General features: G+C 64.3%; 21 protein-coding genes and 1 tRNA gene. 8 read left to right on the top strand and 14 right to left on the bottom strand.

The window, feature by feature from the left end:
* The first annotated feature begins 357 nt into the window (after nt 1-357).
* Nucleotides 358-2211: a putative bifunctional diguanylate cyclase/phosphodiesterase gene (locus ACCQ10_RS09090; RefSeq protein WP_372362845.1), complete on the top strand. Its 1854-nt coding sequence runs from the start codon at nt 358-360 to the stop codon at nt 2209-2211.
* Nucleotides 2212-2402: 191 nt separating this feature from the next.
* Here the strand turns inward: ACCQ10_RS09090 and ACCQ10_RS09085 are convergent, their stop codons facing one another.
* Together ACCQ10_RS09085 and ACCQ10_RS09080 are read right to left on the bottom strand one after the other, a co-directional pair.
* Complete coding sequence (locus tag ACCQ10_RS09085) at nt 2403-3965, bottom strand: sodium/sugar symporter (RefSeq protein ID WP_372362844.1); 1563 nt, start codon at nt 3963-3965, stop codon at nt 2403-2405.
* A gap of 257 nt (nt 3966-4222) precedes the next feature.
* A complete protein-coding gene (locus ACCQ10_RS09080) occupies nt 4223-6835 on the bottom strand; it encodes a glycoside hydrolase family 3 protein (protein ID WP_372362843.1) in 2613 nt (870 codons plus the stop codon).
* 433 nt (nt 6836-7268) lie between these two features.
* On the opposite strand from ACCQ10_RS09080, the gene ACCQ10_RS09075 reads away from it, so the two are divergent.
* From ACCQ10_RS09075 to ACCQ10_RS09060, 4 genes are all read left to right on the top strand, one after another.
* Nucleotides 7269-9224 carry a PhoX family protein gene (locus tag ACCQ10_RS09075; protein WP_372362842.1) on the top strand — a complete coding sequence of 652 codons (1956 nt, stop codon included), beginning with the start codon at nt 7269-7271 and terminating at the stop codon, nt 9222-9224.
* A 104-nt stretch (nt 9225-9328) separates the two neighbouring features.
* Nucleotides 9329-9625: a hypothetical protein gene (locus tag ACCQ10_RS09070; protein ID WP_372362841.1), complete on the top strand. Its 297-nt coding sequence runs from the start codon at nt 9329-9331 to the stop codon at nt 9623-9625.
* 149 nt (nt 9626-9774) lie between these two features.
* Nucleotides 9775-10698 (top strand): IS110 family RNA-guided transposase, encoded by a 924-nt coding sequence (locus ACCQ10_RS09065; protein WP_184386145.1) that lies wholly within the window; start codon nt 9775-9777, stop codon nt 10696-10698.
* A gap of 767 nt (nt 10699-11465) precedes the next feature.
* On the top strand, nt 11466-12389 hold the full coding sequence (locus ACCQ10_RS09060; RefSeq protein ID WP_184386145.1) for an IS110 family RNA-guided transposase: 924 nt from the start codon (nt 11466-11468) through the stop codon (nt 12387-12389).
* Between the two features lie 517 nt (nt 12390-12906).
* On the opposite strand, the gene ACCQ10_RS09055 is transcribed toward ACCQ10_RS09060, so the two are convergent.
* The 8 genes from ACCQ10_RS09055 to pcnB form a co-directional block, all read right to left on the bottom strand.
* Complete coding sequence (locus tag ACCQ10_RS09055) at nt 12907-13533, bottom strand: ATPase (RefSeq protein ID WP_372362840.1); 627 nt, start codon at nt 13531-13533, stop codon at nt 12907-12909.
* 3 nt (nt 13534-13536) lie between these two features.
* Entirely contained in the window at nt 13537-13881 is a 345-nt protein-coding gene (locus ACCQ10_RS09050; RefSeq protein WP_372362839.1) for a type II toxin-antitoxin system prevent-host-death family antitoxin, read from the bottom strand.
* 292 nt (nt 13882-14173) lie between these two features.
* A complete protein-coding gene (pgi, locus tag ACCQ10_RS09045) occupies nt 14174-15688 on the bottom strand; it encodes a glucose-6-phosphate isomerase (protein WP_372362838.1) in 1515 nt (504 codons plus the stop codon).
* Nucleotides 15685-16065: an aspartate 1-decarboxylase gene (gene panD, locus ACCQ10_RS09040; RefSeq protein ID WP_003481969.1), complete on the bottom strand. Its 381-nt coding sequence runs from the start codon at nt 16063-16065 to the stop codon at nt 15685-15687. The genes pgi and panD overlap by 4 nt, the downstream gene beginning before the upstream one ends.
* Nucleotides 16066-16240: 175 nt before the next feature.
* Nucleotides 16241-17083, bottom strand: a complete 843-nt coding sequence (panC, locus tag ACCQ10_RS09035; RefSeq protein ID WP_372362837.1) for a pantoate--beta-alanine ligase — start codon at nt 17081-17083, stop codon at nt 16241-16243.
* Nucleotides 17080-17895 (bottom strand): 3-methyl-2-oxobutanoate hydroxymethyltransferase, encoded by an 816-nt coding sequence (gene panB / locus ACCQ10_RS09030; RefSeq protein ID WP_047696111.1) that lies wholly within the window; start codon nt 17893-17895, stop codon nt 17080-17082. Before panB ends, panC begins: the two co-directional genes overlap by 4 nt.
* 35 nt (nt 17896-17930) lie before the next feature.
* Nucleotides 17931-18416, bottom strand: a complete 486-nt coding sequence (gene folK / locus ACCQ10_RS09025) for a 2-amino-4-hydroxy-6-hydroxymethyldihydropteridine diphosphokinase (protein ID WP_166752797.1) — start codon at nt 18414-18416, stop codon at nt 17931-17933.
* A 3-nt stretch (nt 18417-18419) separates the two neighbouring features.
* Nucleotides 18420-19787, bottom strand: coding sequence for a polynucleotide adenylyltransferase PcnB (gene pcnB, locus ACCQ10_RS09020; RefSeq protein WP_039413126.1), 1368 nt, complete (start codon nt 19785-19787; stop codon nt 18420-18422).
* Between the two features lie 49 nt (nt 19788-19836).
* Here pcnB and ACCQ10_RS09015 point away from each other — a divergent pair.
* A tRNA-Glu gene (locus ACCQ10_RS09015) sits at nt 19837-19911 on the top strand.
* Between the two features lie 500 nt (nt 19912-20411).
* Here the strand turns inward: ACCQ10_RS09015 and folE2 are convergent.
* Together folE2 and ACCQ10_RS09005 are read right to left on the bottom strand one after the other, a co-directional pair.
* Nucleotides 20412-21329 (bottom strand): GTP cyclohydrolase FolE2, encoded by a 918-nt coding sequence (gene folE2 / locus ACCQ10_RS09010; protein WP_372363087.1) that lies wholly within the window; start codon nt 21327-21329, stop codon nt 20412-20414.
* Nucleotides 21330-21366: 37 nt separating this feature from the next.
* Nucleotides 21367-22524 carry an N-acetylmuramoyl-L-alanine amidase gene (locus tag ACCQ10_RS09005; protein WP_372362836.1) on the bottom strand — a complete coding sequence of 386 codons (1158 nt, stop codon included), beginning with the start codon at nt 22522-22524 and terminating at the stop codon, nt 21367-21369.
* A gap of 213 nt (nt 22525-22737) precedes the next feature.
* On the opposite strand from ACCQ10_RS09005, the gene ACCQ10_RS09000 reads away from it, so the two are divergent.
* The gene (locus ACCQ10_RS09000) at nt 22738-22962 is read left to right on the top strand and encodes a hypothetical protein (RefSeq protein ID WP_372362835.1); all 225 of its coding nucleotides are present in this window, start codon (nt 22738-22740) and stop codon (nt 22960-22962) included.
* A gap of 215 nt (nt 22963-23177) precedes the next feature.
* Entirely contained in the window at nt 23178-23645 is a 468-nt protein-coding gene (locus tag ACCQ10_RS08995; protein ID WP_372362834.1) for a hypothetical protein, read from the top strand.
* On the opposite strand, the gene ACCQ10_RS08990 is transcribed toward ACCQ10_RS08995, so the two are convergent.
* Both ACCQ10_RS08990 and ACCQ10_RS08985 read right to left on the bottom strand, forming a co-directional pair.
* Entirely contained in the window at nt 23599-25137 is a 1539-nt protein-coding gene (locus tag ACCQ10_RS08990; protein WP_372362833.1) for an MASE1 domain-containing protein, read from the bottom strand. The two genes, ACCQ10_RS08995 and ACCQ10_RS08990, sit on opposite strands and share 47 nt — an antisense overlap.
* A gap of 399 nt (nt 25138-25536) precedes the next feature.
* Entirely contained in the window at nt 25537-26964 is a 1428-nt protein-coding gene (locus tag ACCQ10_RS08985) for a sugar porter family MFS transporter (RefSeq protein ID WP_372362832.1), read from the bottom strand.
* Nucleotides 26965-26967: the final 3 nt, after the last annotated feature.

Here is a 26967-nt window from a genome sequence, read left to right as displayed (position 1 = left end):
CCGTGCCCACCGTGGGCATGCGCAATCGGCGGCCAGGTCACAGAACCGACAAAAACCGCAGATGCGGACCGAGCGCGCAGACCGCGACGCCGGCCGCTGGTAACGTTAACTTCCGTGCGTTCACGGCAGTTACCGGTGTCTTCTGCAAGGCGCATCCAGCCTTGCAGAATGACGCGCGCGCGGCCTGCCGCGCTGCGCACTACGGTGCTGCAACGCGAAACCGCCGCCAGCATGCGGGCCGGTGCCGGGGCCATGCGCGCGCCACGCCTTGCGCTGCAGCACGCCACAGCGCTGCTGCCAGCTGAATAAGCCGGAGCGCACACGTCAAGAGGTGGCGGCCTGGGCCGATAGAGGCACATGCAACCCTCGCCCGCCCCCAACTCCCTGCCGTCCTCCATGACCGACGAAGCCACCCGTCTGGCCGTCTTGCGCGGTCTCTGCCTGCTGGATTCGCCGCCGGACCCGGTATTCGAGACCATTGCCGCGATGGCCTCGCGCAGCCTGGGCGCGGAAATCGCGCTGGTGTCGCTGGTGGACGAACATCGCCAGTGGTTCAAGGCACGCGTCGGCCTGGACGCGTCGGAGACCCCGCGCGACCAGGCGTTCTGCGCCCACGCGATCCGCTCCGACGAGGTGATGGTGGTGCCGGATGCGCAGCTGGACCCGCGCTTTTGCGACAACCCGCTGGTGCTGGGCCCGCCGTATATCCGCTTCTACGCCGGCGCACCGCTGAAATTGCGCGAGGGCCACAGCATCGGCACGCTGTGCGTGATCGGCACCAGCCCGCGCGATGGCCTGGATGCAGAGGCATTGACCCGTCTGGAAGGTCTGCGCGACCTGGCCGTACTGCGGGTGGAAAACCTGCGCAGCACCACCTACCGCGATGGTGCCACCGGCCTGCCGAACCGTTCGCGTTTCAGCGAAGACCTGGATACCTGGCTGTCGCAGCGCGACACCGCACCGGCCACCACCGCGGTGGCCATCGATGTCTGCGGCAGCGATTATTTTCGCGACATGGTCAAGGCACTGGGCTGGGACTACGCCGATGGCTATGTCGCGCTGGCACAGCGTCGCCTGGCCGCCTACCTGCCCGGCGGCACCCTGCTGTACCGGCTGGACCCGACTACCTTCGGGTTCATGACACCCACCGAGAACCAGCGGCTGTCCAGCCTGTGCAACAAGGTCTCCAAGGCCTTTGCCGAACCGCTGGATCATCAGGGCATCCCGCATACCGCGGTGGCCTCGATCGGCGCGGTATCGCTGCAGACCAGCTACGGCGCCGCCGACACCATCCGCTCGCTCACCACCGCTGTGGACGTCTCGCGCGAGCGCGGGCTGCCATGGAGCATGTACGAGCGCAAGCATGACGTGGCGCAACGCAATACCTTCCGCCTGCTTGCCGCCCTGCCCGCCGCACTGGACAGCGCCAGCCAGTTGCGCCTGCACTACCAGCCACGCGTAGACCTGCACGACCACCGCTGCGTGGCGGTGGAGGCCCTGCTGCGCTGGCAGCACCCGATGATCGGCCCGGTGTTGCCGTCCGATTTCGTGCCGATGGCCGAGAAGACCGCCCTGATCAACCGCATCACCGCCTGGGTCATCGACAACGGCATCGCCCAGGCCGCGCGCTGGCAGCAGCAGGGACTGGATTTCAATCTCGCCCTGAACGTGTCGGCGGCCGACCTGGACCGCCGCGGGTTTGCCGGCCTGTTGCGGCGCGGCCTGGAACGCCACAAGCTGGACCCGCGCCGGCTGGAGATCGAATTCACCGAAAGCGCGATGATCCGCCACCCCGACCACCTGGCCGAGGAGCTGGCGGCGGTGGCCGCGTTGGGCGTGCACATCGCCATCGACGACTTCGGCACCGGCTACAGCAATTTCAGCTATCTCAAGCAGTTGCCGGCCAGCTCGTTGAAGATCGATCAGTCGTTCATCCGCTCGCTGCCCGACAACCGCACCGACCGCACGCTGGTGCCGGCAATGATCCAGCTCGGCCACAGCCTGGGCCAGCGCGTGGTGGCAGAAGGCATTGAGTCGGCCGAGGCCTACGCGCAGCTGCGCGCCTGGGGCTGCGACGAAGGCCAGGGCTACTGGATCGCCAAGCCGATGCCGGCCGCCGCGCTGGAAACCTGGCTGCAGACCCCGTGGCACGAACCGCTCGCGGCACCGGTGGATCTGCTCGCAGCCAGCCTGGCTGCGGCGCGGGTCTGAGGCACGGCCATCGACAATGACGATGTCGTTGGCGGGAATCGGGAATCGGGAATCGGTGGGAGCTGAGGCGACCGCGCGCTGCACTGCAACGCTGAAACGCAGTGCGGCGCGACACCGGGGTGCCGCGCCGCACTGCGTATATGGAGTGAGCGGCTGACGCACGAGGCGTCAGCCACTTTTTTAACTGCCGCTTACCAGAACACCGCGTACAGCACGACCAGGATCGCGATCACGCCGGCGGCGCCGACCTTGAAGCCCAGCGTGGTGCCATAGGCCACATCGTCGGTGCGGATCAGATCGCGTGCCTGGGTGGCCGGCGTCATCAACGACACCAGGATAGCCAGCACCAGCGCGGCCAGGAACACCACGCCGATGCGGTCCATGAACGGCAGTTCCGGCCAGGCGAACTTGAGCGCGAACGACAGCACCACCGAACCGATCGCCGCGGTCAGTGCGCCGGCTTCGTTGGCGCGCTTCCAGAACAGGCCGAGCATGAAGATCACCACCACGCCCGGCGTAAAGAAGCCGGTGAATTCCTGGATGAACTGGAAGCCCTGATCGAAGTTGCCCAACAAAGGCCGCGCGGTGAGGATGCCGATCAGCACCGACACCGCCGCCACGATGCGGCCCACGCGCACCAGCAGCTTCTGCTCGGTCTGGGGGCGGAACTTGGCGTAGAAATCCAGGGTGAAGATCGTCGCCACCGAATTGATCTTGGAGGCCAGCGAGGCCACGATCGCCGCCACCAGCGCCGCGAACACCAACCCTAAAATACCGGTCGGCAGCAACTGCATCATGGTCGGATAGGCCTGGTCGGGCTTGGCCAGGTCCGGCGCCAGCACCACCGCGGCAATGCCCGGCACCACGATCACCAATGGCATCAGCAGTTTCAGGAACGCCGCAAACACCATGCCCTTCTGCGCCTCGCCGATGTTCTTGGCCGCCAGTGCGCGCTGGATGATGTACTGGTTGAAGCCCCAGTAGCTGATGTTCATGATCCACAGCCCGCCCAGCAGCACGCTCAGGCCGGGCAGATCCTTGTAGAACGGGTTGTCCTTGGTCAGGATCATGTGGAAGTGCTCGGGGTGCGCGCTCCACAGGTGCTTGAAGCCGGCCAGCACGCCGGCGCCATCGCCGATCCGCGCCAGGGTCAACCCGGCCACCAGCAGGCCGCCCAGCACCAGCAGCGTGACCTGCACGATGTCGGTCAGCGCGACAGCTTTGAGACCGCCGTACAGCTGATAGACCAGCGCGAACACGCCGATCAGCGCCAGCGCCAGGGTCTGGTCCATGCCGGTGACCTGGCTCACTGCAATCGACCCGAGCCACAGGATCGAGGTGAGATTGACGAACACGTACAACAGCAGCCAGAACACCGCCATCAACGTGCGGATCCACTTGCCGTAACGCTGCTCCAGGAACTGCGGCATGGTGTAGATGCCGTTGCGCAGGAAGATCGGCAGGAAGAACTTGCCTACGATCAGCAGCGTCAGCGCTGCCATCCATTCGTAGGAGGCAATCGCAAGACCGATGGCATAGCCCGAACCAGCCATGCCGATGATCTGCTCGGCCGAAATGTTCGCGGCAATCAGCGATGCGCCGATCGCCCACCACGGCAACGACTTGCTGGCCAGGAAGTAATCCTCGGCGCTCTTGCTGTGGCCTGCCTTCTCGCGCGACACCCACTGCGCAAGTACGAAGATGCCGGTCAGGTAGACCAGCACGATCACGATATCCAACGTCGCCAAACCCACTGCACTCTCCTGTCTGGCTCTGGGGTATGCGCCGACGGTCGGGCAGGACTGCAGAGAGCCACCGCCGCGCACCGGGTGCACGATGGCAGCGCGGCGAACCGCAGCTGCAGGCCATCCCGGCCGATCGACAACACCGCCCCCGCGGCGGCTGATGACACCACCGCGATCGGTGGCCGCTGTAATGCGTTGCCGATGGCGGCAACGCGCTTGTTGCATGCGTTAGGTCATGCCCGGCGGCCTGCCGCCAGGCATGCGCCTTACTTGACCGGGCAGTCCACCGTGGCTTCGGCCTCGTTGAGCGCGCCCAACGCCACCCTGGACACCGACAGGTTCAGTGCCGCAGCGCTTTCGATGCTGGCCACCTGGGTCAGCTTGGTCACGTCGGCACCGGCCACTGCGAAGCACTTCAACGGCACGCCGACCACCTTCCACTGACCTTGCGGCAGTGCGGCCAGGGTCTTCTGTGCATCGACCCGGCCACTACACTTGTCGCCGCAGCCCACGCCCAGCCACACCGGTGCGGTCACGGCACTGTCGCGGCGCACGGTCAGCTGCAGTTGCACGTCGCCGTTGCTCTCACGCGACACATCCACCGGCTTGCCGGACACCAGCAGCACGCTGGCGGCCTTGTCGCCGGACCACACCAGGCGGCGTGCGTCTTCCTGCGCCTTGTGATCGACCGCGCTCATCTTCAGGCTGCCATCGGACAAACCCACCGGCAGCGTGGTCGCCGGCATGTTGGCCTGGCCCGCATTGGAGAGCTGCATGGCAATCCCCAGTGCCGGCTTGCCGCGCACGAAGTACACCCCGCCCACCGACTGCTCGCCGGACACGCCCGATTCTTCCGGCAGCGCCGCCAGGTCGCCCTTGTCGGCGTAGGTCAGGCCGAAGCCGAACTTGAACTGCGGGTCGTAATCCTTCTGGCCGACGTTGTTGGCGAACTGCATCGCGTTCTTGGGCCAGGAAAAGCTGAGCTTGCCCTTGAAGTCGTTCTGCACGCTGCCATCTGCCTTGCGCAGCAACACATCGGCAATGCCTTCGCCTTCCGAACCCGGCAACCACGCAGCCACGAACGCGTCGGAGGCATTGATGTACTGGTTCATCCACAGCGGACGGCCGCTCAGGAACACCGCCACCACCGGGATGCCTTCGGCCTTGAGCTTCTTGATCAGCGCCAGCTCGCTCTCGTCGCCCGGCTTGTACAGCAGGGTGGCGATATCGCCCTGGAACTCGGCGTACGGGTTTTCACCGAACACCACCACCGCCACGTCGGGCTTGGTCTTGTAGGCGCCGTCCACGGCCAGCTCGGCACTGCCGCCGGCCGCCTTGATCTGCTTGTCCAGGCCTTCCCAGATGGTGTTGCCGTTGGGGTAGTCGCTGCGCTTGGTACCGGTGCCCTGCCAGTTCAGCGTCCAGCCGCCGGACTGCTTGCCCATGTCGTTGGCGCCATCGCCCAGCACCAGTACGCGCTTCTTGGGATCCAGCGGCAGGATGCCGGCCTGGTTCTTCAGCAGCACCAGCGACTCGCGCACCGCCTGGCGGGCGATGGCGCGGTGTTCCGGTGCGCCCAGCAATTCGTACTTGCCACCGAGCGGACGCTTGGACGGCTTGCCGGCCTCGAACAGGCCCAGACGCAGCTTGACGCGCAGGATGCGGCGCACCGCATCGTCCAGGCGCTCGGCCGAGATCTGGCCGGACTTCACTGCTGCCAGTTCGGTTTCGTAGATACCCTTCCAGCTATCTGCGGCCATCGCCATGTCGACGCCGGCAATGAACGAGGCCGGGCAGTTGTCGTTGGTGCAGCCCTTGACCTGGCCCTGGCCATTCCAGTCGCCGACCACGAAGCCGCCGAAGTTCATGCGGCCCTTCAGCACGTCGGTCAGCATGACCTTGTTGCCGTGCATCTTCTCGCCGTTGAAGCTGTTGAACGAGGCCATCACCGTCTGCGCACCGGCCGCAATCGCCGGCGGATACCCGGCGGCGTGGATGTCGCGCATGGTGGCTTCGGACACCTTGGTGTCGCCCTGGTCCTTGCCGTCAGTGGTGCCGCCGTCGCCGACGAAGTGCTTCACCGAGGAAATCACGTGGCTGCCGTCCAGGAACTGCGGCGTGCCCGGGGTGCCCTGCACGCCTTCGACCATCTTGCCGGCGAAGCTGGCCACCACATCCGGCGACTCGGAATAGCCTTCGTAGCTGCGGCCCCAACGGTCGTCCTGCGGCACTGCCACGGTAGGCGCGAAGGTCCACTCCATGCCGGTGACGCGGGTTTCGGCAGCGGTGACTTCGCCGATCTTCTTGATCAGGTCAGGGTTGCGCGTGGCCCCTAAGCCGATGTTGTGCGGAAACAGGGTGGCGCCGACGATGTTGCTCTGGCCGTGCACCGCATCGATGCCGAAGATGATCGGAATCGCGTTGCCGCCCTTGGAGGTGTCCATCGACGCTTCATAGAACGCGTCGGCCAGCTTCAGCCATTCGGCCGGGCTGGCGTTGTACTTGCCGCCGGGATCGGAATTGCCGCCGGCCAGCACCGAGCCGATGCGGTACTTGCGCACATCGTCCGGGGTCAGGCTGGCGATGTCGCCCTGGACGGTCTGGGCGACCTTTTCTTCCACGCTCATCTTGGCCATCACGTCGGTGATGCGCTGCTCCAGCGCCGCGTCCTGCGCGAACGGCCACTTCGGCGAGGGCCACTGGTCCGGATGGATGGCAGTGGACGCCTCGGCCGGTGCTGCGGCCGGCGCGGCCTTGCTCGCCTCGGCGGTGGTGTCCTTGCCTTGGCAGGCGGCCAGCATCAGCACCGCCGCAGCGGTTGCCAGAGAGAGGGCACGCCGCGCGACGGGCGCGGCGGTACGACGAAGCAGCTTGTCCAAGATCCGGGTCTCCAGGGTGGTTCTCCCACGGCGATGCGTTGCGCCGCAGGCCATTAGGCGGCGTACGCTTGCGTGATTCCCCTACCCTGTCAACAACGCGCGACCGTATGCCAAATGACGGCCAACTTATTGACCGGGGCTATAGCGTTGGAATACCGGCAGCACCTGTGAAACCACGGAAAACTGCCGAATCCGCTGCCGCGCTTGGCATTCCGCGCAGCTGCACTTTGCTGCAATGCACCACCCACAGGTCCTGGCAGTGCGCAGCCGCCGCCTGTGCCGGCCTGCTGCAGCGATCGCTTGTGCGGGCGCGTCCGAACGCACGCCAACGGGTGAGCTTGCCGTCAAACAACTGTCATACCGCCGGCCTAGCGTGACCGGCTTGCCGATGTGCCATCGCCATCGTTGATCGTTGCCTTTGCCTGGAGTTTCGATGTCCGCCTCCCCCGATCCCTCCCGCCGTCGCCTCATGCAATTGCTGGCGGCCGTTCCCCTGTTGCCGCTCGGCAATGTCAGCGCCGCCGCGTTCCAGCAACTTGGCAGCGCCGCACTGGCCGCGCGCCCGTTGCGACCATCGGAAACCCCAACCCGGCTGGTCTCGGCCACCTTCCACGGCATGCCCGCGCCTAGCCTGGCCAACCCGGCGGCCATGGCCACCACCACGGTCGGCTCGGCACTCACCGTGGCGCGCAGCGACGGCAGCACGCAGCGCTACGCATTGGCGTATCACCCGTTCTTCGTCACCGGTGATCAGGTGCCCGACGGCAAGGGCGGCACCGTGCTGGCCGGCGGTTACTACGACATCCAGCATCGCCCGATCATCGACCGTTCGAAACCCGGTGCCGAGCGGCCGTTCTTTTCCGACTGCCCGGACGGCTCTTCGCTGCTGACCCTGCCCGATGCCAAGGTGCCCGGCGTCAAGGGCAACCACGTCTTCGCGGTGGTGCAGTTCGAATACACCACCCGCGACCAGGCCGGCAACGACACCAACCGCCACTTGCCCGCGCCAATCGCCGTGCTGACGCTGGATCAGGACCCGGCCACCGGCAAGCTGTCGCTGGTGAAGTACCACAATGTCGACACCGCGCCGGTGCACGGGCTGTGGACCACCTGCGGGGCCAGCCTATCGCCGTGGAATACCCATCTGTCCAGCGAAGAGTACGAACCCGACGCCACCGCGCTGACCGGCAATACCCAGTTCCGCAGCTACAGCACGCATCTGTATGGCGACCCGGAAAAGGCCAACCCGTATCACTACGGCCATCTGCCCGAGATCACCGTGCACCCGGACGGAACCGGGAGCGTGCGCAAGCACTATTGCCTGGGCCGCATCTCGCACGAACTGGTGCAGGTGATGCCCGACCAGCGCACCGTGCTGATGGGCGACGACGCCACCAATGGCGGTCTTTTCATGTTCATTGCCGATCGCAAGGCCGACCTGTCGGCCGGCACCTTGTACGTCGGCAAGTGGCAGCAGACCTCGGGCATCGGCCCGGGCGCGGCCACGCTGCGCTGGATCAAGCTTGGCCATGCCACCAGTGCCGAAGTCCAGGCCATGGCCGACCGCCTCACCGCTGCCGACATCCTCGACGTGCATCTGAGCGACCCGGGCGATGCCTCGTTCACCAAGATCCCGTTCAACGGCACCTTCAACTGGATCCGCATCAAGCCGGGCATGGAAAAGGCCGCCGCCTATCTGGAAACCCACCGCTACGCAGCGCTGGCCGGCGGCAGCCTGGGCTTCACCAAGCTCGAAGGCACCACGGTCAATGCCAAGGACAAGGTCGCCTACATGGCCATGTCCTACATCGTCACCAGCATGCTCAACGGCTCGGGAGATGTAAAAGTACAGGGTCCGGAAGCCGGGGCGGTGTATGCCCTGAACCTGCGCGGCGGCCAACGCGACAGCCACGGCGCACCGATCCACAGCGAGTGGGTGCCAATCGACATGGCCGCCCCGGCCGCCCTCACCGGCCACAATCTGGACAGGCCCGATGCGCTCGGCAATCTTGCCGACCCCGAGCGCCTGGCCAACCCGGACAACCTCAAGTTCTCCGAGTCGCTGCGTACCCTGTTCATCGGCGAAGACAGCAGCCTGCACGTCAACAACTTCCTGTGGGCCTACAACGTGGACAGCGGCGCGCTGACGCGTGTGCTGTCGGTGCCGGCGGGTGCGGAATCGACCGGTCTGCACGCGGTCGACGAGATCCACGGTTGGACCTACGTGATGAGCAATTTCCAGCATCCCGGCGATTGGGAAAGCCCGCTGCACGACACCGTCAAGCCGGTGCTGGACCCGCTGATCCGCGCCAACTACAAAAATCGCTTCGGCGCCGCGGTGGGCTATCTCACCGGCGACCCGGTGGCCGTGCAGCTGGGCAAGGCGTGAGCGCAAGGTGTCGTCGCTCGCAGCGCAGGCAACGCGCTGCGGTCGGCATCTTCGTCGGTCACCTCGACTGCGCGACAGTCGCTTGCATGAGGGCGCGCTGATGTATGGCCATCGCGCAACGTCGAGTGCGCGGTGCGCTGACCAGACTGTTGGCTGGTGGCTTTATTGAAGAACGAAATCAACGCACCAGACATTTGCTGGTGACTTCATTGAAGAACGGAATCAGCGCAGCAGACAGTTTGCCGGCTGTTTTATTGAAAGCTCTGCGCACCGACCAACTTGACTGGTCCTTGCCCGCTCACCGTCGCGGGACCTTGAGCGGCATGGATGCCGCGCCAGAGCCTTATCTGTTCGGAATGTGGCAGCGTAGGTGTCGAGAGCCGGCGTGGGCTGCCGTATGAGCCTGGATCTAAGCGATCGCCTTGGAGCTTGGCACCCACGCCGGAATCTCCCTTGTTTCGCCCGAACAGTTGCCCGAGGTGACACTCGAAACGATAAGACTGGGCAGGCGAGGGAGCTCTCGACATTTCCAGCCTAGCGGAGATCTCCCATGAGCGGAATCGGGATCGATGTGTGCAAGAAGTCCCTGGATGCGGCTGTCTTTCAAGGTGAGGCCCGCCAGTTCAGCAACACGGCAAGCGGGCACTGCAAGCTCGTCCATTGGCTGAGGACACTGCCAGTTAGGCAGGTGGTGCTGGAGGCGACCGGTGGCTACGAGCTGGCCGCGCTGGACGCGCTGCATCAGGCGGGAATCCCGGTGGCACGCGCCAATGCGTCTCGGGCGCGTCACTTGGCCAACGGCTTGGGACTGGCAAAAACCGATCGGCTGGACGCGGGCATGCTGGCGTGTATGGCCGAGAAGATGGAGCTTCATCCCTATGTTCCACTGCCGCCGTGGCAGCGTCATCTGGGCGAGCATGTCCGCGCCCGCCGCCAGCTCATCGATCTGCTGAAGACGGCCAAACAACAGCTGTTGCAGGTGGCGGACAAACCGCTACGCAAGCTGCTGCAGGCCAACGTGAACCAGCTCGTGCGCAGTGTGGCGCGGCTGGATGAACTGATCGCCGGGCAGCTAAAGACGCTGCTCATCGAGCAACCGCACCTGGCGGCGTTGAAGACGCTCAAAGGGGTCGGTCCGGTATTGCTGGCCGTGTTGGCGTGCCGGTTGCCGGAGCTTGGGACGCTCAACGGAAAGCAGATCTCCCGATTGGTGGGGGTTGCCCCGCTATCGCGCGACAGCGGCAAGATGCGTGGGAAACGAGGGATCGGCGGAGGCCGTGCCGATATCCGGCAAGCGCTGTACATGGCGGCGATGTCCTCGGCGCGTCACGAGCCCCGCCTGCGTGATTTTTATAGAGCGTTACGGACACGCGGCAAGGAAGGCAAGGTCGCGATCGTGGCGGTGATGCGCAAGATGCTGGTCATCCTCAATGCGCGCGTGCGCGATGAAAGAGCCGCCACGCAGCCAGCCTGAGCATGCTCGATGGCCATGAGCAGACGCAAAAGCGTGCCGGCCAGCGGCCGCCACCTATGGATGAACACGTCTGAAGGAAACCGATCAGAGCTCGCGGATCGAGATCCTGATCAACACAGTTGCTCCAGGGACGGGTTCACGGCGTGTCCCGCGATGGTGGGCGGGCAAGGACCCTGCAGCAAAATGCAGCTGTATCGCTTCGCAGCTGATCTTCTGCGCTCTTCAACCACTTAATAACGGTAATCGGCATTCGCGTCGTAGCTTCGTTGGTGATGGCAAATGCTGAGTTGGTCGAGGGGGCGGTGCCCTCACCGCTCGCGGGACACGCCGTTAACCCGTCCATGGGGGCTCGGTGGCGGCATCCATGCCGCCAACGGTCCCGCAATCGGTAAGGACACCGCACCAGACAGTTGGCTGGTGGCTTTATTGAAGAATGAAATCACCGTACCAGACAGTTTGCTGGCTACGTTTTTGGAAACTGTACGCACCGACCATCTCGACTGGTCCTTGCCCGCTCACCGTCGCGGGACCTTGAGCGGCATGGATGCCGCGCCAGAGCCTTATCTGTTCGGAATGTGGCAGCGTAGGTGTCGAGAGCCGGCGTGGGCTGCCGTATGAGCCTGGATCTAAGCGATCGCCTTGGAGCTTGGCACCCACGCCGGAATCTCCCTTGTTTCGCCCGAACAGTTGCCCGAGGTGACACTCGAAACGATAAGACTGGGCAGGCGAGGGAGCTCTCGACATTTCCAGCCTAGCGGAGATCTCCCATGAGCGGAATCGGGATCGATGTGTGCAAGAAGTCCCTGGATGCGGCTGTCTTTCAAGGTGAGGCCCGCCAGTTCAGCAACACGGCAAGCGGGCACTGCAAGCTCGTCCATTGGCTGAGGACACTGCCAGTTAGGCAGGTGGTGCTGGAGGCGACCGGTGGCTACGAGCTGGCCGCGCTGGACGCGCTGCATCAGGCGGGAATCCCGGTGGCACGCGCCAATGCGTCTCGGGCGCGTCACTTGGCCAACGGCTTGGGACTGGCAAAAACCGATCGGCTGGACGCGGGCATGCTGGCGTGTATGGCCGAGAAGATGGAGCTTCATCCCTATGTTCCACTGCCGCCGTGGCAGCGTCATCTGGGCGAGCATGTCCGCGCCCGCCGCCAGCTCATCGATCTGCTGAAGACGGCCAAACAACAGCTGTTGCAGGTGGCGGACAAACCGCTACGCAAGCTGCTGCAGGCCAACGTGAACCAGCTCGTGCGCAGTGTGGCGCGGCTGGATGAACTGATCGCCGGGCAGCTAAAGACGCTGCTCATCGAGCAACCGCACCTGGCGGCGTTGAAGACGCTCAAAGGGGTCGGTCCGGTATTGCTGGCCGTGTTGGCGTGCCGGTTGCCGGAGCTTGGGACGCTCAACGGAAAGCAGATCTCCCGATTGGTGGGGGTTGCCCCGCTATCGCGCGACAGCGGCAAGATGCGTGGGAAACGAGGGATCGGCGGAGGCCGTGCCGATATCCGGCAAGCGCTGTACATGGCGGCGATGTCCTCGGCGCGTCACGAGCCCCGCCTGCGTGATTTTTATAGAGCGTTACGGACACGCGGCAAGGAAGGCAAGGTCGCGATCGTGGCGGTGATGCGCAAGATGCTGGTCATCCTCAATGCGCGCGTGCGCGATGAAAGAGCCGCCACGCAGCCAGCCTGAGCATGCTCGATGGCCATGAGCAGACGCAAAAGCGTGCCGGCCAGCGGCCGCCACCTATGGATGAACACGTCTGAAGGAAACCGATCAGAGCTCGCGGATCGAGATCCTGATCAACACAGTTGCTCCAGGGACGGATTCACGGCGTGTCCCGCGATGGTGAGCGGGCAAGGGCCCTGCAGCAAAGGCGCAGATGATCCGCTCTCCGCCTGATCTGCCAGGATTGAGCAATCAGGTAGCGAGGCCTGCATCGTGCGTATCGCGCGCGCTTGGCGATCTTCAATTCTAGTCGAGGGCGCGGTGCCCTCACCGCTCACGGGACACGCCGTAAACTCGTCCATGAAGTGCCCCCCCCCCCCGAAAGTTGGACACCGCACCAGGCAGTTGGCTGGCCGTTCTTATTAAAGGGATGCATATCCGGTCGCGATAGGCCGGCATGGAGGCGTTTTACTAGCTGCTCCTATCTTCAACGCGGTGCGAATCAGGCAGCGACTCCCGGAGGCCAGCCCGGATGTGCAGCTCAAGACACGCGGCGCGTCTCCAATGCCGCCATCACGATGGGCTTGGCCCAATCGGGCACCTGCGCCAATTCTGCAGGTGTTTGCGGGTAGTGCAGGCCGCCGCGGTCCAGTTCCAGCACCAGCATCGGTGCCGCCTGACCCGCCGCGTCGGCCGGCGCGCTGTTGTCGTAGACATGCAGCACTGCCAGATGCGGCAGCAATGCGATCAGGTTGGCACGCGATGTGTCGTAACGCTCGCGGATCTTGTGCTCGGGAATGGCATGGCCGCCGGCAGCGACCCGTGCTGCCACGCGCTGGACGTGCAGGTCCACCGTTGCCAACCCGCAGAACCAGACTGCCACCGTGTGTTGCGCGCTGGCCTCGCGCAGCAGACGCGGAATGGTGGTGGCGCCCAACGTTGTTTCGAATGCGAAATCGCTGCCGTCCGCCATCGCCTGGCGCAGCCGTCGCACGCCTTCCTGCCACGCCTGGGCATTGGCCTCTTCCAGTGTCCAGCCCTGCTGCACCAGTTGCCGGGTGAAGGCATCCGGGTTGAACCAGCTGGCGCCGTCTTCCTGCAGCAAGGTGCCCAGCAATGAACTTTTGCCGGCGCCGTTGACGCCAGCCAGTACCAGGATATTTCCCATCGATCAGAGCGACGGGCCCAAGGCGATCTTGCGGCCACGGCGTGCAGGCTTGGCGATCACCCGAGCCAGCACCGCGCCATCGGTGACCGCGGCAAGATGCGCGTCGAGTTTGGCCTGCAAGGCCTGCAGCGACTGCGCGCGCGTGGCCGCATCGGCAAGCGCACTGGCCTGCCGCACGAGATGCCGGTATTCCTCTGCATCCACCACCACCGCTTCGGGGTGGTTGTGATTGGTGATGACCACTGCGCCGTGGGTGCGCACCTTGCGCATCAGGCTGGGCCAACCCTTGATCTTGATGTCGGCCGCTGGCGCTTTTTCAAGCTCGGGCAAGTCCTGATGACGGGACATGGGGCGGTCCTGCGATGTGGGTGACGTCAGCCTACGTCAAAACGTCCATTTTGGGAAATTTGTCCATTTTAGACGTGGTGAAAAAAGATGCCGAACAAGTACGGCTGATTGATACGCAGCAGACAGTTGTCAGATGGACGCAGCCGCCCTCAGACCCAAACGCACGCCTGGTGCATGCCGCCCCAAGCATCGGCCTCGCCCGCCTGGGGTGAGCGCACGCGTTTCGTTGGGCTGCTCCAAACGGAAACGGGGCCCGCAGGCCCCGTTCCTTGTCACGCACGCTGCGCCAGGCTCAGCCGCGCAGCTTGCCCAGCAGCTCGCGGGTCACCGGGTCGGCCACCTCGGCCGCCTCGCCTTTCAGCGCCGGCAGCAACTGGCTCGCCAGCTGCTTGCCCAGCTCCACGCCGAACTGGTCGAACGCGTTGATGCCCCACATCACCGACTGCACGTACACGCTGTGCTCGTACATCGAGATCAGCGCTCCCAGCGCCTGCGGGGTGAGCGCGTCGAGCAGGATCACTGTGCTCGGGCGGCCGCCCGGATAGCTGCGGTGCGGGTCGCTGCTGTCCTGGCCATTGGCCAGCGCCTCGGTCTGCGCCAGCACGTTGGCCATCAGTGCGACATGGTTTTCCGCATACGGATCGTCGTTGTGCACGGTGCCGATGAAATCGGCCGGCACCACGCTGGTGCCCTGGTGCAGCGCCTGGAAGAAACTGTGCTGCACATCGGTGCCCGCACCGCCCCACCACACCGACACGGTGTCGCTGTCCACCGCCGAGCCGTCGAGTTTGACCCGCTTGCCCAGGCTCTCCATCACCAGCTGCTGCAGATACGCCGGCAGCAGTGCCAGGCGCTGGTCGTAGGTCATCACTGCATGCGTGGCGCTACCGAGCAGGTTGCGGTTCCACACCGCGGTCAGCCCGTGCAACACCGCGACGTTTTCTTCCAGCGGCGTGTTGAGCACGTGCGCATCGAACTGCGCGGCACCTTCCAGCAATTGTTCGAAACGCTCGAAGCCGATCGCCAGCGCAATCGGAAAGCCCACTGCCGACCACAACGAGTAGCGCCCACCCACCCAATCCCACATCGGCAGCACGCGGCCGGGTGCGATATCGAAGGCCTTGGCGGCGCGCTCGGGGTTGGCGCTCACCGCATACAGGCGCTCGCTGCCACCGAGCCAGGCATGCAGGATGCCGCCATTGAGCAGCGTTTCCTGGGTGCCGAAGGTCTTGGAAATCAGGATGCCGGCGGTGCGTGCCGGGTCCAGCGTCGCCAAGGTACGCTGCATCGCTGCGCCATCGACGTTGGACACGAAATGCACGCGGAAACGCGCACCGGTGACCGGGCGCAGCGCATCGGCCACCAGGCGCGGGCCAAGGTCCGATCCGCCGATGCCGACACTGACGATGTCGGTGACCTCGGTGGCTTCCAGCTGCTGGATCAAATCGCCCATGCGCTGGCGCACTTGCGCAGCGGTGGCATATGCCTCGGAGGCAACCGGCGCATCGGTCAGATCGCCGCGCAACGCGGTGTGCAAGGCCGCGCGTTGTTCGGTGACATTGACCTGCTCGCCACGAAACAGGCGCTGGAACGCACCGGCCAGATCGCGCTCGCGCGCGATGGCAAACAGTGAATCGAGCGCGGCGCGGTCGTACTTCTGGCGCGCGAAATTGAAATACAACGGACCGACGTGCCTGGCGTACTGCGTCGGCCGTTCCGGCTCGGCGGCAAGCAATGCGGGGATGGCAGCGCCGCGCAGGCGCTGGGCGTGGGCGTGGAGCGCGTCGAATCCGTTGGTCTGTGTCATGCGGCCTGGGTGGGGATGCTGTGGTTGGTGTGGGAGATCGCGTTGTGCGCGTTCACGTATACCAGATTGGGCTTGAAGGTCTTGGCTTCGTCTTCGCTCATGCTGGCGAACGCCGCCACGATGATCAGATCGCCCACTTGCACGTGACGCGCAGCGCCACCGTTGAGCGACATGATGCCGCTGCCGTCTTCGGCGCGGATGGCATAGGTGCTGAAACGCGCACCGTTGGTGACGTCCCAGATATGCACCTGTTCGAATTCGCGGATGCCGGTCGCTTCCAGCAGCAGGCCGTCGATGGCGATCGAGCCTTCGTAGTTGAGCTCGGAGTGGGTGACGGTGGCGCGGTGGATCTTGGCTTTGAGCAGGGACAGGTGCATGGACGCAGGCAACAACGAAAGGAAAGCCGGCATTTTAGCGGAAAGCGCCAGCGCCCACCGGTTTGCCGCACGCCCGGTCGTGAGGGCTTCAGGCCGGCCGCGACGCCAGCGCCCGCATGCGGGTCGCGCATGCCCGGCGCCGGCGTCGATCCGGCTGTCTGCGCGATGCGGCGGCTCAGAATTCCAGATTGTCGATCAGACGCGTCGTGCCCAGCCGCGCGGCAATCAGCGCCACGCGGGCGCCGGCATCGCTCTCGCCCGGCTCGTTCAGGTCGGGCAACCGCACCACCGCGTAGTCGACACGGAACCCGGCATGCTCCAGCGCCTGATGCGCGGCCTGCTCGACCTGCGCACGCGGCGTGCCAGCCGCGAAGCTGTCGCGCATCTGCAGCAGCACCTTGCGAATCTGCGCGGCGATCGGGCGATCGTCCGCCGACAGATACTGGTTGCGCGAACTCATCGCCAGGCCATCGGCCTCGCGCACGATGCTGCCGCCGAGGATCTCGATCGGAAACGCCAGGTCGGCCGCCATCTGCCGGATCACCGCCAGCTGCTGGTAATCCTTCTTGCCGAAGGCCGCCACGTCCGGCTGCACCTGATTGAACAGCCGCGCCACCACCGTGCAGACCCCATCGAAATGCCCCGGCCGGCACACGCCTTCCAGCACGTCGCTGACGCCGGGCGCATGGACCGGCGTGGCCAGTGCGGTGCCGAGCGGATACATGGTCTCCACGTCAGGCAGCCACAACGCGTCGCACCCGGCATCCTCCAGGCCGCGCAGGTCGGCCTCGGGTGTGCGCGGGTAGCGCGCGAAGTCTTCGTTGGGACCAAACTGGGTCGGGTTGACGAACACGCTGGACACCACGCGGTCGGCGTACTGGCGCGCCAGCATCACCAGCGAGTAATGCCCGGCATGCAGGTTGCCCATGGTGGGCACCAACGCCACGCGCAGGCCTTCGCGCTTCCAGCCGGTGACCAGGGCGCGCAACGCGGAAAGATCGGTCAGGGTCTGGATCATGCGGCGTACGCGTGCTCTGCATCGGGGAAGCTGCCATCGCGCACGGCCTGCGCGTAGGCGCGCACTGCGCCGGCGACCGAGCCGCCTTCAGCCAGGAAATCCTTGACGAACTTCGGCCGGCGGTGGCCGCTGTCCAGGCCCAGCATGTCGTGCATCACCAGCACCTGGCCGTCGCAGCCGGGGCCCGCGCCAATGCCGATGGTGGGCACGCTGAGTTCGGCACTGATCTGTGCGGCGATCGGTGTGGGCACGCACTCCAGCACCACCAGGCTGGCGCCGGCCTCGACCACCGCCTGTGCATCGCGGCGCAGCTGCTCGCCGGCTTCGCCGCGGCCCTGCACCTTGTAGCCGCCGAACCGCAGCACCGACTGCGGGGTCAGCCCCAGGTGCGAACACACCGGGATCTCGCGCTCGACCAGGTAACGGATGACCTCGAGCTTGTGCCCGGCGCCTTCGATCTTGACCATTTCCGCACCGGCCTGCAGCAGCTGCGTGGCGGCATCGAGCGCGCGTGCCGGCGTGGCATCGGCCTGGAACGACAGGTCGGCCACCAGCAAGGCCTGCTGCAGCGCCCGCGCCACCGAGGCGGTGTGGTAGACCATGTCGGCGGTAGTCACCGGCAGGGTCGAATCATGCCCCTGTACCACCATGCCCAGCGAGTCGCCGACCAGGATCAGGTCCACGCCATTGGCATCGAAGGTGCGCGCAAAGCCGGCGTCGTAGGCGGTCAACATGACCAGTTTTCGACCCGCCCGCTTGGCCTCGGCCAGGGCGGGCACGGTCCAGGGCTTGCTGTCGCTATGGCTGCTCATGAACTCATTACGTGGGGTGATAAGCCGGCCATTATCTACCCAATCGGCTCCAGCCCGCAGCGATCGATGGCTTGCAGAGCGTGCCGCACTGTTCCATGGCCTGGAATGATGGCGTCCGGCGCCAGCTCGGCCAGCGGCAGCAACGCAAAGCCGCGCACGTGCAGATGCGGGTGCGGCACCTGCAGGCGTGGCAGGTCGATCACCTGATCGGCATACAGCAGCAGGTCCAGATCCAGCGTGCGCGGCCCCCAGCGCTCGCCGGCCCGACGCTCACGACCGAAGGCCTGTTCGATGCCGAGCAAGGCCTCCAGCAGCGGCAGTGGCGCCAGATCGGTGCGCAGCTGCGCGACGGCGTTGATGAAGTCCGGCTGGTCTTCGCGGCCCCAGGCGGGCGTGCGGTACAGACGCGAGGCGGCCACCAGGGTGGTCTGCGGCAGCGCGTCCAGCGCGGCAATGGCCGCGCGCACGCTGGCCTCGGCCGGGCCCAGGTTGGCACCCAGGCCGACAAAGGCGATCTGCATGGCTTATTCGCCTGCCGGGGCGCCGGGGCGGCGGCGACGGCGACGACGCTTGCGTGGCGCGCCCTCTTCGCCCTCGTGGTCGGACTGCGCCGATTCGATCGCATCCACCAGCTCCTGGCCGGAGGACTTCTGCGCCTCGCGCCAGAACTCGACGTCGGCAGCATGATCGGGCGATGCAAATTGACGCAGCACCAGGAAATCGAACGCCGCACGGAAGCGCGGATGCGACAGGGTGCGGAACACGCGCTTGCGCTGACGCGAGGAGAAGCGCGTCTGCAACAACCAGATTTCCTGCATCGGCAGCGAGAACCGGCGCGGCAATGCCACGCGCTCCAACTGATGCAAGGTGACGCGGTCGGCGGCACGGCGCTGCGCATCTTCCGGTTGCACGCCCTGCGCCTGCAGCCCCATCAAGGTGCGGCAGAACGCCGGCCACAGCAACAGCGCGAACAGGAATGCCGGCGACACCGGCTCGTCGTTGGCAACGCGCGCGTCGGTATTGCGCAGGCCTTCCAGCACCATCGCGCGCAACGCGCCGCTGCGGTTGGACTTCAGTGCGGCCGCACTCTCGGGGAACAAGGCGCCGAGCAGGCCGTAACGCTCCAGGCCCTGGAAACTGGCCACGCCATGCCCGGACAGGAACAGCTTGAGGATCTCTTCGAACAGGCGCGCCGGCGCTGCCTCGGACAACAGACCGGCCAGGCGCGGGATCGGCTCGGCAGTGCTGGCTTCGATGTCGAAATTCAACTTGGCCGCCAGCCGCACCGCGCGCAGCATGCGCACCGGGTCTTCCTGGTAGCGCAGCTCCGGGTCGCCAATCAACTTCATCAGCCGTGCCTGCACATCCTCGAAACCGCCGCAGTAATCACGCACCGAAAAATCCTCGATCGCGTAGTACAGGGCGTTGCAGGTGAAGTCGCGGCGGATCGCGTCGTCTTCGATGGTGCCGTAAACGTTGTCGCGCACCAGGCGGCCGTTATCCAGCTCGCGGTCGCCGCTGCCGTCGTCGACGTTGGCGCGGAAGGTGGCAACCTCGATGATCTCGCGGCCGAACACCACATGCGCCAGCCGAAAACGGCGGCCGATCAGGCGACAGTTGCGAAACAGCGCCTTGACCTCTTCGGGCGTGGCGCTGGTGGCGACGTCGAAATCCTTCGGGTGGCCGCCGACCAGCAGGTCGCGGACCGCGCCGCCGACCAGATAGGCGCCAAAGCCCGATTCGCGCAGGCGGTACAACACGCGCAGCGCGTTGGGGCTGATGTCCTTGCGCGAAATGGTGTGCTGATCGCGTGGAATGACGCGCAGCGTGAACGGGGATGTAACTGAGGGTTCGATGATGGCGCTTCCGTCTTGTGTTGCAGGATTGCCCAACGGCTATTACCTCACTATACTAGCGCGCTGCACAAGACGCGACAAAAACGCTCCCTTCGTCTAATGGTTAGGACGTGGCCCTCTCAAGGCTAAAACAGGGGTTCGAGTCCCCTAGGGAGCACCACGTTGGTCCTGCTGCAGATCACGCCAAGACCCCGCATTGCGGGGTTTTTGCGTTGTGGTGCAGGCAGTCTGCATGTGGTGTGGGCTGCGCCGCTGTGCGGCAGGCAGCGACGGCCTTCGCGCGCATGCCTGGATCCGGACGATGTGGCCCCGGGCACCATGTGGTCGAGGTTGGTTGCCGTCCTGCGCTGCCGGATTGGTCGCGTTGAACGTGAGCCCCGTGCGGCCGTATTGATCGATATGTGATGCGCCGCGACCACCACCGCAATGTGGTTCAAGCGCATGCGCGCTTCGCAGGCCTCGTGCGGCAGATGCCAGACGCCACATCGATCACCGTCGCGTCGCTCACATCAGCCACAACAACACAAAACACACAGACGGGTCGAACAGCGATGCGTCACGCATGCCGCGTTCGTCGCGCCTTGCCGGGGCGGTCGCGACATGTGATTTGCGCACCGTTAGCGCCCGGCGCTTCGGCAATTTGCAGTGCATGGCCTCAGCTCACACGGCAGCTAGAGAAGGTGAGTCGTCGTCGCTGCCGGTTTCGGCGACGGCGTCGTGGGCATGCAGGCTTTCCAGATGGCGCACTGCCACATGAAAGGTCGCGTAGTGCTGTGCCAGCGCCTTGCGCAGGCGTCGCGCTGCGTCTTCGACATACATCAGGTTTGCGCCATTCAAACGCGCAAATTCCTGCTCGTCGGTCCGCCGCACCGCGGCCTGCACCGGCGTTGCCAACGCCCGCTCGCAGAGATCGAGCAGCTCACGGATCGCAAAGCGCTGCGTCTCCGCGCCCAGCTCAACGCGCACTTGCGCCACGCTGCGTTGGCTATGCGGTGTGGCGTAGGAACCGTGCTCCTGCAGCCATTGCGCAACCTCCTGCAGCGGCAGCGCGTCGCGCCCGGCGTGCTGCTGCACGAACGCATCGCTCAACAACTGCCGCGACAACGCCGCCGAACATGGGCAGGTGGACGCGTACAGCACATCGACCTGTAGCTGGATTGTGGTGTGCCCTGCCCTGCAGTGCGCGACGATGTACACCGGATAGGCACGCCAGCCACTCAGTCCTTCGCTGCGCAACGCCGGCATGCGCAGCAGCAGTTCAAAGCGCAGCGTCAGCCGCGCCGCGTGGCTCCCGCAATCGGCATGACTGGCGACCAGCGCCTGTAGCAGCTGCGACAGCATGGCCGGCGACACCGGCTGCTGCAGATGCAGGTCCAGCAGGCGATACAGCCGCGACATGTGGATGCCCTTGAGCTCGAGCCGCGGCAAATCGACCTGCACGCTGGCGCGCGCGGCGAGCCCGGCGCCGCCAGCTTCCAGATACACGGGGATGGCGATGTCCTGCATGCCCACCCAGCGCAAGGGCGCACTCAGGGCGGAGAGTTCGGTAACGGCAACATCGGGAAGCGTGGCGGACATCGGGTGCTCGTCGAAGGGTAAAGGTGGCGATCGCGGCTCAGGCGCGACCGGGAAAGGCATCGACGTAGTCGTCGATGCCCGCATGCAGCGTCTGCGCCAGTTCGTCCTGATGCGTATCGCCACACAGGCGCCGGCAATCGTTGCGATTGCTCATGAAGCCGGTTTCCACCAGCAACGAGGGAATATCCGGCGATTTCAGCACCGCAAAGCCGGCCTGCCCGACCTGGTGTTGGTGAAGGTGCGTCACCTGCTGCAGGCGCGCCAGCATCAACGTGCCAAACGCAAGGCTGCTGGCGATGGTGCCGCTCAGCGACAGGTCGGCCAGTACCTGCGACAGCACCGGGTTGCTCGGCACCCGCAGCCGGCGCGCGGTGTCGCCCATGTCGTCGGCCGCGTTCTCGCTGTCGGCGATCCAGCGCGCCAGTGCCGAACTGGCACCGGTCTGCGAGAGCGCAAACACCGAAGCGCCGCGCGCTTCGCGTGTTGGCGCGGCATCGGCATGGATGGAGACGAACAGATCCGCGCTGTGGCGATGCGCAATCAAGACGCGCTCATGCAACGGCACGAAGCGGTCGTCGCTGCGGATCATGGTGGGCCGGTAGCGTGCATCGGCAGACAGGCGCTGGTGCAGCCGTCCGGCCACCGCCATGGCGACATGTTTTTCGTAACGCGCATCGGCACTGACCGCGCCCGGATCCTTGCCGCCGTGGCCGGCATCGATGGCGATGATGTAGGGATGCAGGGGCGAGCAGGCCGGGTCTACGGGCGCTGGCGCTGTAGCATCGCCGCTGACTGTCAGGGCCGCGCCACCGGGCATGGCGGCAAGCTCCAGCACCAACGCACTGCCATCCCGGCGCACGTTGACCGTACAGGGCTGCCGCAGATCCAGCACGACGCGCAGACCATCGAGATGCGGCGCGCTGCGTATGCGGGTCACCGCAACGCCGGCGGGCATCGGATCGATGCGAGGCGACTGCGGCGACACGCCAGAAAGATCGATGACCACACGCTCAGGATCGGACAACCTGAAACTACGGTAGGCCACCTGCGCGCCCAGCTCCAGCCGCACGCGAAGCAACTCGCCCTGCTGTTGCACGCGGCACCCCCGCAAGGCCGGGAGCCCCTGCGCAGCCCCGAACGTCGGCGCAAGCATCAAGGCAGCAGCTCCACCCCGTAATAGGTGCCGACGCTGCATCACGCCCTGCCCTCACAACTCAGGCAATCGACCCGCCACAGCAAACGGCAGCGCAGAGCGCAGTGCGATTCCGGACGGCAGCTAAAACATAGAAGAAGGCAGAACACGGGAGGCAAGACTGCGCGGCAAAGATGAGGTGTTATAAAGTAACATTAATTCAGCAAAAGCAAGCCGGTTGCCGCCTTCGTTCAGCTCCTCGTCCAGAAGCCGCCCATGTCCCACCATATCCCCGAGACCTACGACGCCTGGCGTCGCTGCATTGAGATCGACTGCGCCCAGCCCCTGACCGCAGCCTTCATTGCCCAACGCCTCACAGCGCTCCAGGACCCTGCCGATCACCACACTCAGCAGTTCCTGCGTCGCTGGGGGCCTGTTCATCACCAGCAGGTGCTTGAGTGGTTTGGGCGTGCTGACAACGAACTCAAGCTGAGTCGGTGAGTTGGCCCGTCTGGAGCGCTACACAGCCTCGGAAGATAGATAGGTCTAGGGCCTAAGCAACACGTTCCAAGTGGCTTTTTAATCGCCGTCTTGCTAACCAGGTATTACTTAACGATTTTCTGCGACAAACAATCAACAAAACCTCTTCGTCAGGACGTAACGTACAAGAGCCTGAATCGCAGGCGGAGTTGCCCCGCGCAGGGGGAAGGCAAATCATGAAAAAAGTAAACAATTGGCTTAAGGGTTTTTGTTTAATCGCCGGGCTCTTCGCATCAAGCGCGGCGATGGCTGACTGCTGTCCCAGTGGCGGCGTCGGCGCACCTGCCACCGGGCTCGGAGATAGCAATCCCAAGGCAGCCAACCTCGCCATGGACTCCTCGCTTGCCATCTACGAGTTCCATCGTGATGGCGTGACATACTTGCAAATCAACGATGTCACCGGCGTCGTCCACGCGGTGGTCGCTAGGGTGGACGACGCGCTATGGACCCTACCAATGGGCAAGGACGTGGATCGCGTTGTCTTGCCTAAGAAAAATAGAATCTCCTCAGACCCAGGCGTGAGCGAGCCCACTACAAGCGATGCAGCCAGGCGCAATCAAGCCCAACTCGTCTATAAGACAAGAAATTTCATAGTGCTCACACGGCGCGAAGCAAACGGGGATCAGTGGTTCGTGTCTCCCTGATCAGCACGGGATTGGCCTCAGCGACGAGAAATGTCAGAACCAATGCATGGCGGCGATGAAACATACCGCCATGCACTCTCAATCTTGCTTTTAGCTCAGCTTCCACGTCATTCAAGTCGCGCCGGACCGCCTCCGCCGATGAGGAATCAGCAATGACACGCACCGCCACGCCGCGAGTCTCCCTTGCTGCCCATGCGCGCACCTGGATGAAATGCCTGCCAGCCGTAGGCAGAATTTCGACGCAATTGAGAACACAGCGATATGCGCTCAACTGCATCTCCAAAGACAAGCTCCTACAGTCGCCACGAAACACACACTGAAACTGAGAAGCGCAGAAGCGCTCAAGCGCCGGCGAACGTAGTGCTTGATATAACCCATGCGTTTCTATTTCTAACGGATACAACGCGGCCACGTATTGCTGCAATAGTTGCGATTCGATGACACCCACTCGTGTCATCTCCATGGCTAGCGAATGCTGCCCTTTTGCCCTCAAATCAGCCACTACATCTTTGCGCATTCTATTAATCTGTACATTAATGTCGGAGTATTCAAGCACACGATTGCGCAGCAAACGCTCGGCGCTGGCGTAGCTTGTGCGGGCAAAAGCGTAGGCATCGTTATTGGATTGATTCGATCTATTGTCGAGGACAGGCTCACGTAGACGGGCATCGAAAATAAACAGGATCGTCGTCACAACCGCATAGAGCAGCTGGAGATTGAAAACATTCTGATCAAAAAAACCGACCTGATATACCTTAGGCATTGAAAACTCAAGCGAAAAGCTCGCCAACAACGCGCCTAAAGCATTCCCTCTCCAACCATGCCTGAAAGTCAGTACAACCATCGGCACTAACATCGCGACCATCAAAACGTTTCGAATCGATGGGTCATTCAAGACACCAAGAATGAAGAAGAGGCCGAGGATGACAACCACAGCGACGGCAACATCCCGTGGAAAGCTGGAACGCACTGGACTGCGATTCCAATTGACCCACAACATCACTGGCAACAACAGGGTAATCACGCCAAGGTAGCTGCCCGCCCCATATCGCAACAGCAGGTCGATTACAGGGTAAATCTGCGGCCCACCAAGCAGCCCGTTCAATAACAGACTGCATAAAGCATTCCAAAGTGCTAACGCGAGAGCAGCGGGAATAAGCCACTGCTCTCTCTTGACGATGTTAGGAGCGCGGTAACGCAGAAGGCCAATCGCACAGGCGATCAAGGGAGCATGCAATAGGGGGCTCAAGTACGACCACAGCGGACTGAACCCCTGCAGCTCGCCCAGAGGAATCCGCAAGAACAACATCGCCGCAGCGTCACCCACCAACAGGAACGGCCATTCTCGATATGGTCGATAGAGCAAGGTAACGACCCGCAAGCCAACTGGCAGATACCACTGGTCAAGGGAAAAACGCCAGAGAATCAGAAACACCAAGCAGTAGCACACGCTGATCAGCATGCCTCTGACAAGGTCTTTAGCTACCGCCATACCACCACTCCTTGGTTTCACGATGCGTCCTAGTCTGGAGGGAACTGCTCAACGGAGTATAGCGATGGCGCACACATTGCGATAAAGGCGTGTACGTTCTGGCGCGTAGCGTGTGCGTTTAACGACGCGCATTGCACTTTGCTGGTGCATTAGCCCCATACATGGATGCGCGCTGAGCTCGGTAGCAAGCGATAGCAGCGCTATCCGACGATTCATTGGAGAGGAACACAAGCGCGCAATGCTGATGACGCGAACCAGGCCTTGCTGCCTGGTTCGGCTTGCTGATGCGGCTTATGCAAGCGTGCATAGCGTTTGGCCATAAGAAATCATCCCAAGAAAAAAGGCCGCGCAGTGCGCGGCCTTCTTCGTTTTCCATGCCGATATCGGCATACAGAGCGATCAGCCCTCCATCTGTTCCAGTTCCTTGCCCTTGGTCTCGTAGACGTACTTGAGGACGAAGAACACCGAGATGAACGCGGCGACGGTGTAGATGCCGTAGGCGCCGGCCAAGCCAATGCTGCCGAGCAGGATCGGGAAGCTGACGGTGATGGCGAAGTTGGAGGTCCACTGCGCGGCGCCAGCGATCGCCAGGCCCGAGCCGCGGATCTGGTTGGGGAACATCTCGCCCAGCATCACCCACATCACCGGACCCCAGGAGGCGTTGAAGAACACCACGTAGACATTGGCGGCCACCAGCGCGAGCATGCCCATGGCATCGGACATGGCCAGCTTGCCATTGGCGTCCAGCGAAGCGGTGGCGAACGCGTAGGTCACCAGCGCCAGCGACACGGCCATGCCGGCCGAGCCGATCCACAACAGCGGCTTGCGGCCGATCTTGTCGACCAGCATCACCGTGACCAGGCAGGCGCCGATGCTGAGGCCGCCGGAGAGCACGTTGATCAGCAAGGCGTCCTGCTCGGAGAAGCCCACCGCCTGCCACAGCACCGCGCCGTAGTAGAACACCACGTTGATGCCGACCAACTGCTGGAACACCGCCAGGCCAATACCGATCCAGACGATCGGGCGGATCTTGCCGGTGGTCTTGTTGATCAGGTCGGAGAACTTGGGCTTGTGCTGGTCGGCCGCCATCGAGGCGGAAATCTCGCTCAGCTTGGTCTGCGCGGCGGCATTGCCGTACAGGCGCTTGAGCACTACCATCGCCTGCTCACGGCGGCCCTTGACCACCAGGAAGCGCGGGCTCTCGGGGATGACCAGCAGCAGTAACAGGAACAGGATCGAGGGAACCGCCTGCATCCAGAACATCCAGCGCCAGGCGGCCTGCCCGGCCCACAACGGCTCGGTAGAGGCACCGGCGGCGTTGGCCAGCAGGTAATTGCTCAGGAACGCGCAGAACAGCCCGCTGATGATGGCGATCTGCTGCATCGTCGCCAGCCGGCCGCGGTAACGTGCGGAGGCAACCTCGGCGATATACGCCGGTGAAATGACACTCGCCGCGCCGACGGCAAAGCCGCCCATCACGCGCGCAAAGATGAAGAAGCCGGAGCTGTGCGAGGCACCGGCACCGATGGCCGAGAGCAGGAACAGCGCCGCAGAAATGATCAGGACCGCGCGGCGGCCCCAGCGGTCGGCCAGGCGGCCGGCAAAGAAGGCGCCGATGGCGCAACCCAGCAGCATCGAGGCGACTTCGAACCCGGTCTCGGCGGCACTGGAATTGAAGGTCTGCTTCAGGCCATCGACAGTGCCGTTGATCACGCCGCTATCGAAACCGAACAAGAATCCGCCGATCGTGGCTACGCAACTGATCAGGACGATAAAACGGGTGTTCTCACCGGCATCGGGGGCGCCGTTTACGGAGACACTGGACATGGG

The organism is Xanthomonas sp. NCPPB 1325 (genome assembly GCF_041477645.2).
Taxonomy (GTDB): domain Bacteria; phylum Pseudomonadota; class Gammaproteobacteria; order Xanthomonadales; family Xanthomonadaceae; genus Xanthomonas; species Xanthomonas cannabis.
The sequence above is the reverse complement of the archived record's forward strand: the minus strand, read 5'-3'. Positions and strand labels throughout refer to the sequence as shown.

What these genes read in the sequence shown, in the direction of transcription:
- ACCQ10_RS09075 (WP_372362842.1), top strand. Translation starts at nt 7,269, where the DNA reads ATGTCCGCCTCCCCCGATCCCTCCCGCCGTCGCCTCATGCAATTGCTG.
- panB (WP_047696111.1), bottom strand. Translation starts at nt 17,895, where the DNA reads ATGAGCAGCCATAGCGACAGCAAGCCCTGGACCGTGCCCGCCCTGGCC.
- pgi (WP_372362838.1), bottom strand. Translation starts at nt 15,688, where the DNA reads ATGACACAGACCAACGGATTCGACGCGCTCCACGCCCACGCCCAGCGC.
- ACCQ10_RS08985 (WP_372362832.1), bottom strand. Translation starts at nt 26,964, where the DNA reads ATGTCCAGTGTCTCCGTAAACGGCGCCCCCGATGCCGGTGAGAACACC.
- folE2 (WP_372363087.1), bottom strand. Translation starts at nt 21,329, where the DNA reads ATGTCCGCCACGCTTCCCGATGTTGCCGTTACCGAACTCTCCGCCCTG.
- ACCQ10_RS09070 (WP_372362841.1), top strand. Translation starts at nt 9,329, where the DNA reads ATGGCCATCGCGCAACGTCGAGTGCGCGGTGCGCTGACCAGACTGTTG.
- panD (WP_003481969.1), bottom strand. Translation starts at nt 16,065, where the DNA reads ATGCACCTGTCCCTGCTCAAAGCCAAGATCCACCGCGCCACCGTCACC.
- ACCQ10_RS09090 (WP_372362845.1), top strand. Translation starts at nt 358, where the DNA reads ATGCAACCCTCGCCCGCCCCCAACTCCCTGCCGTCCTCCATGACCGAC.
- panC (WP_372362837.1), bottom strand. Translation starts at nt 17,083, where the DNA reads ATGATCCAGACCCTGACCGATCTTTCCGCGTTGCGCGCCCTGGTCACC.
- ACCQ10_RS09055 (WP_372362840.1), bottom strand. Translation starts at nt 13,533, where the DNA reads ATGGGAAATATCCTGGTACTGGCTGGCGTCAACGGCGCCGGCAAAAGT.
- ACCQ10_RS09050 (WP_372362839.1), bottom strand. Translation starts at nt 13,881, where the DNA reads ATGTCCCGTCATCAGGACTTGCCCGAGCTTGAAAAAGCGCCAGCGGCC.
- ACCQ10_RS09000 (WP_372362835.1), top strand. Translation starts at nt 22,738, where the DNA reads ATGTCCCACCATATCCCCGAGACCTACGACGCCTGGCGTCGCTGCATT.
- ACCQ10_RS08990 (WP_372362833.1), bottom strand. Translation starts at nt 25,137, where the DNA reads ATGGCGGTAGCTAAAGACCTTGTCAGAGGCATGCTGATCAGCGTGTGC.
- ACCQ10_RS09005 (WP_372362836.1), bottom strand. Translation starts at nt 22,524, where the DNA reads ATGCAGCGTCGGCACCTATTACGGGGTGGAGCTGCTGCCTTGATGCTT.
- ACCQ10_RS09060 (WP_184386145.1), top strand. Translation starts at nt 11,466, where the DNA reads ATGAGCGGAATCGGGATCGATGTGTGCAAGAAGTCCCTGGATGCGGCT.
- folK (WP_166752797.1), bottom strand. Translation starts at nt 18,416, where the DNA reads ATGCAGATCGCCTTTGTCGGCCTGGGTGCCAACCTGGGCCCGGCCGAG.
- ACCQ10_RS08995 (WP_372362834.1), top strand. Translation starts at nt 23,178, where the DNA reads ATGAAAAAAGTAAACAATTGGCTTAAGGGTTTTTGTTTAATCGCCGGG.
- ACCQ10_RS09065 (WP_184386145.1), top strand. Translation starts at nt 9,775, where the DNA reads ATGAGCGGAATCGGGATCGATGTGTGCAAGAAGTCCCTGGATGCGGCT.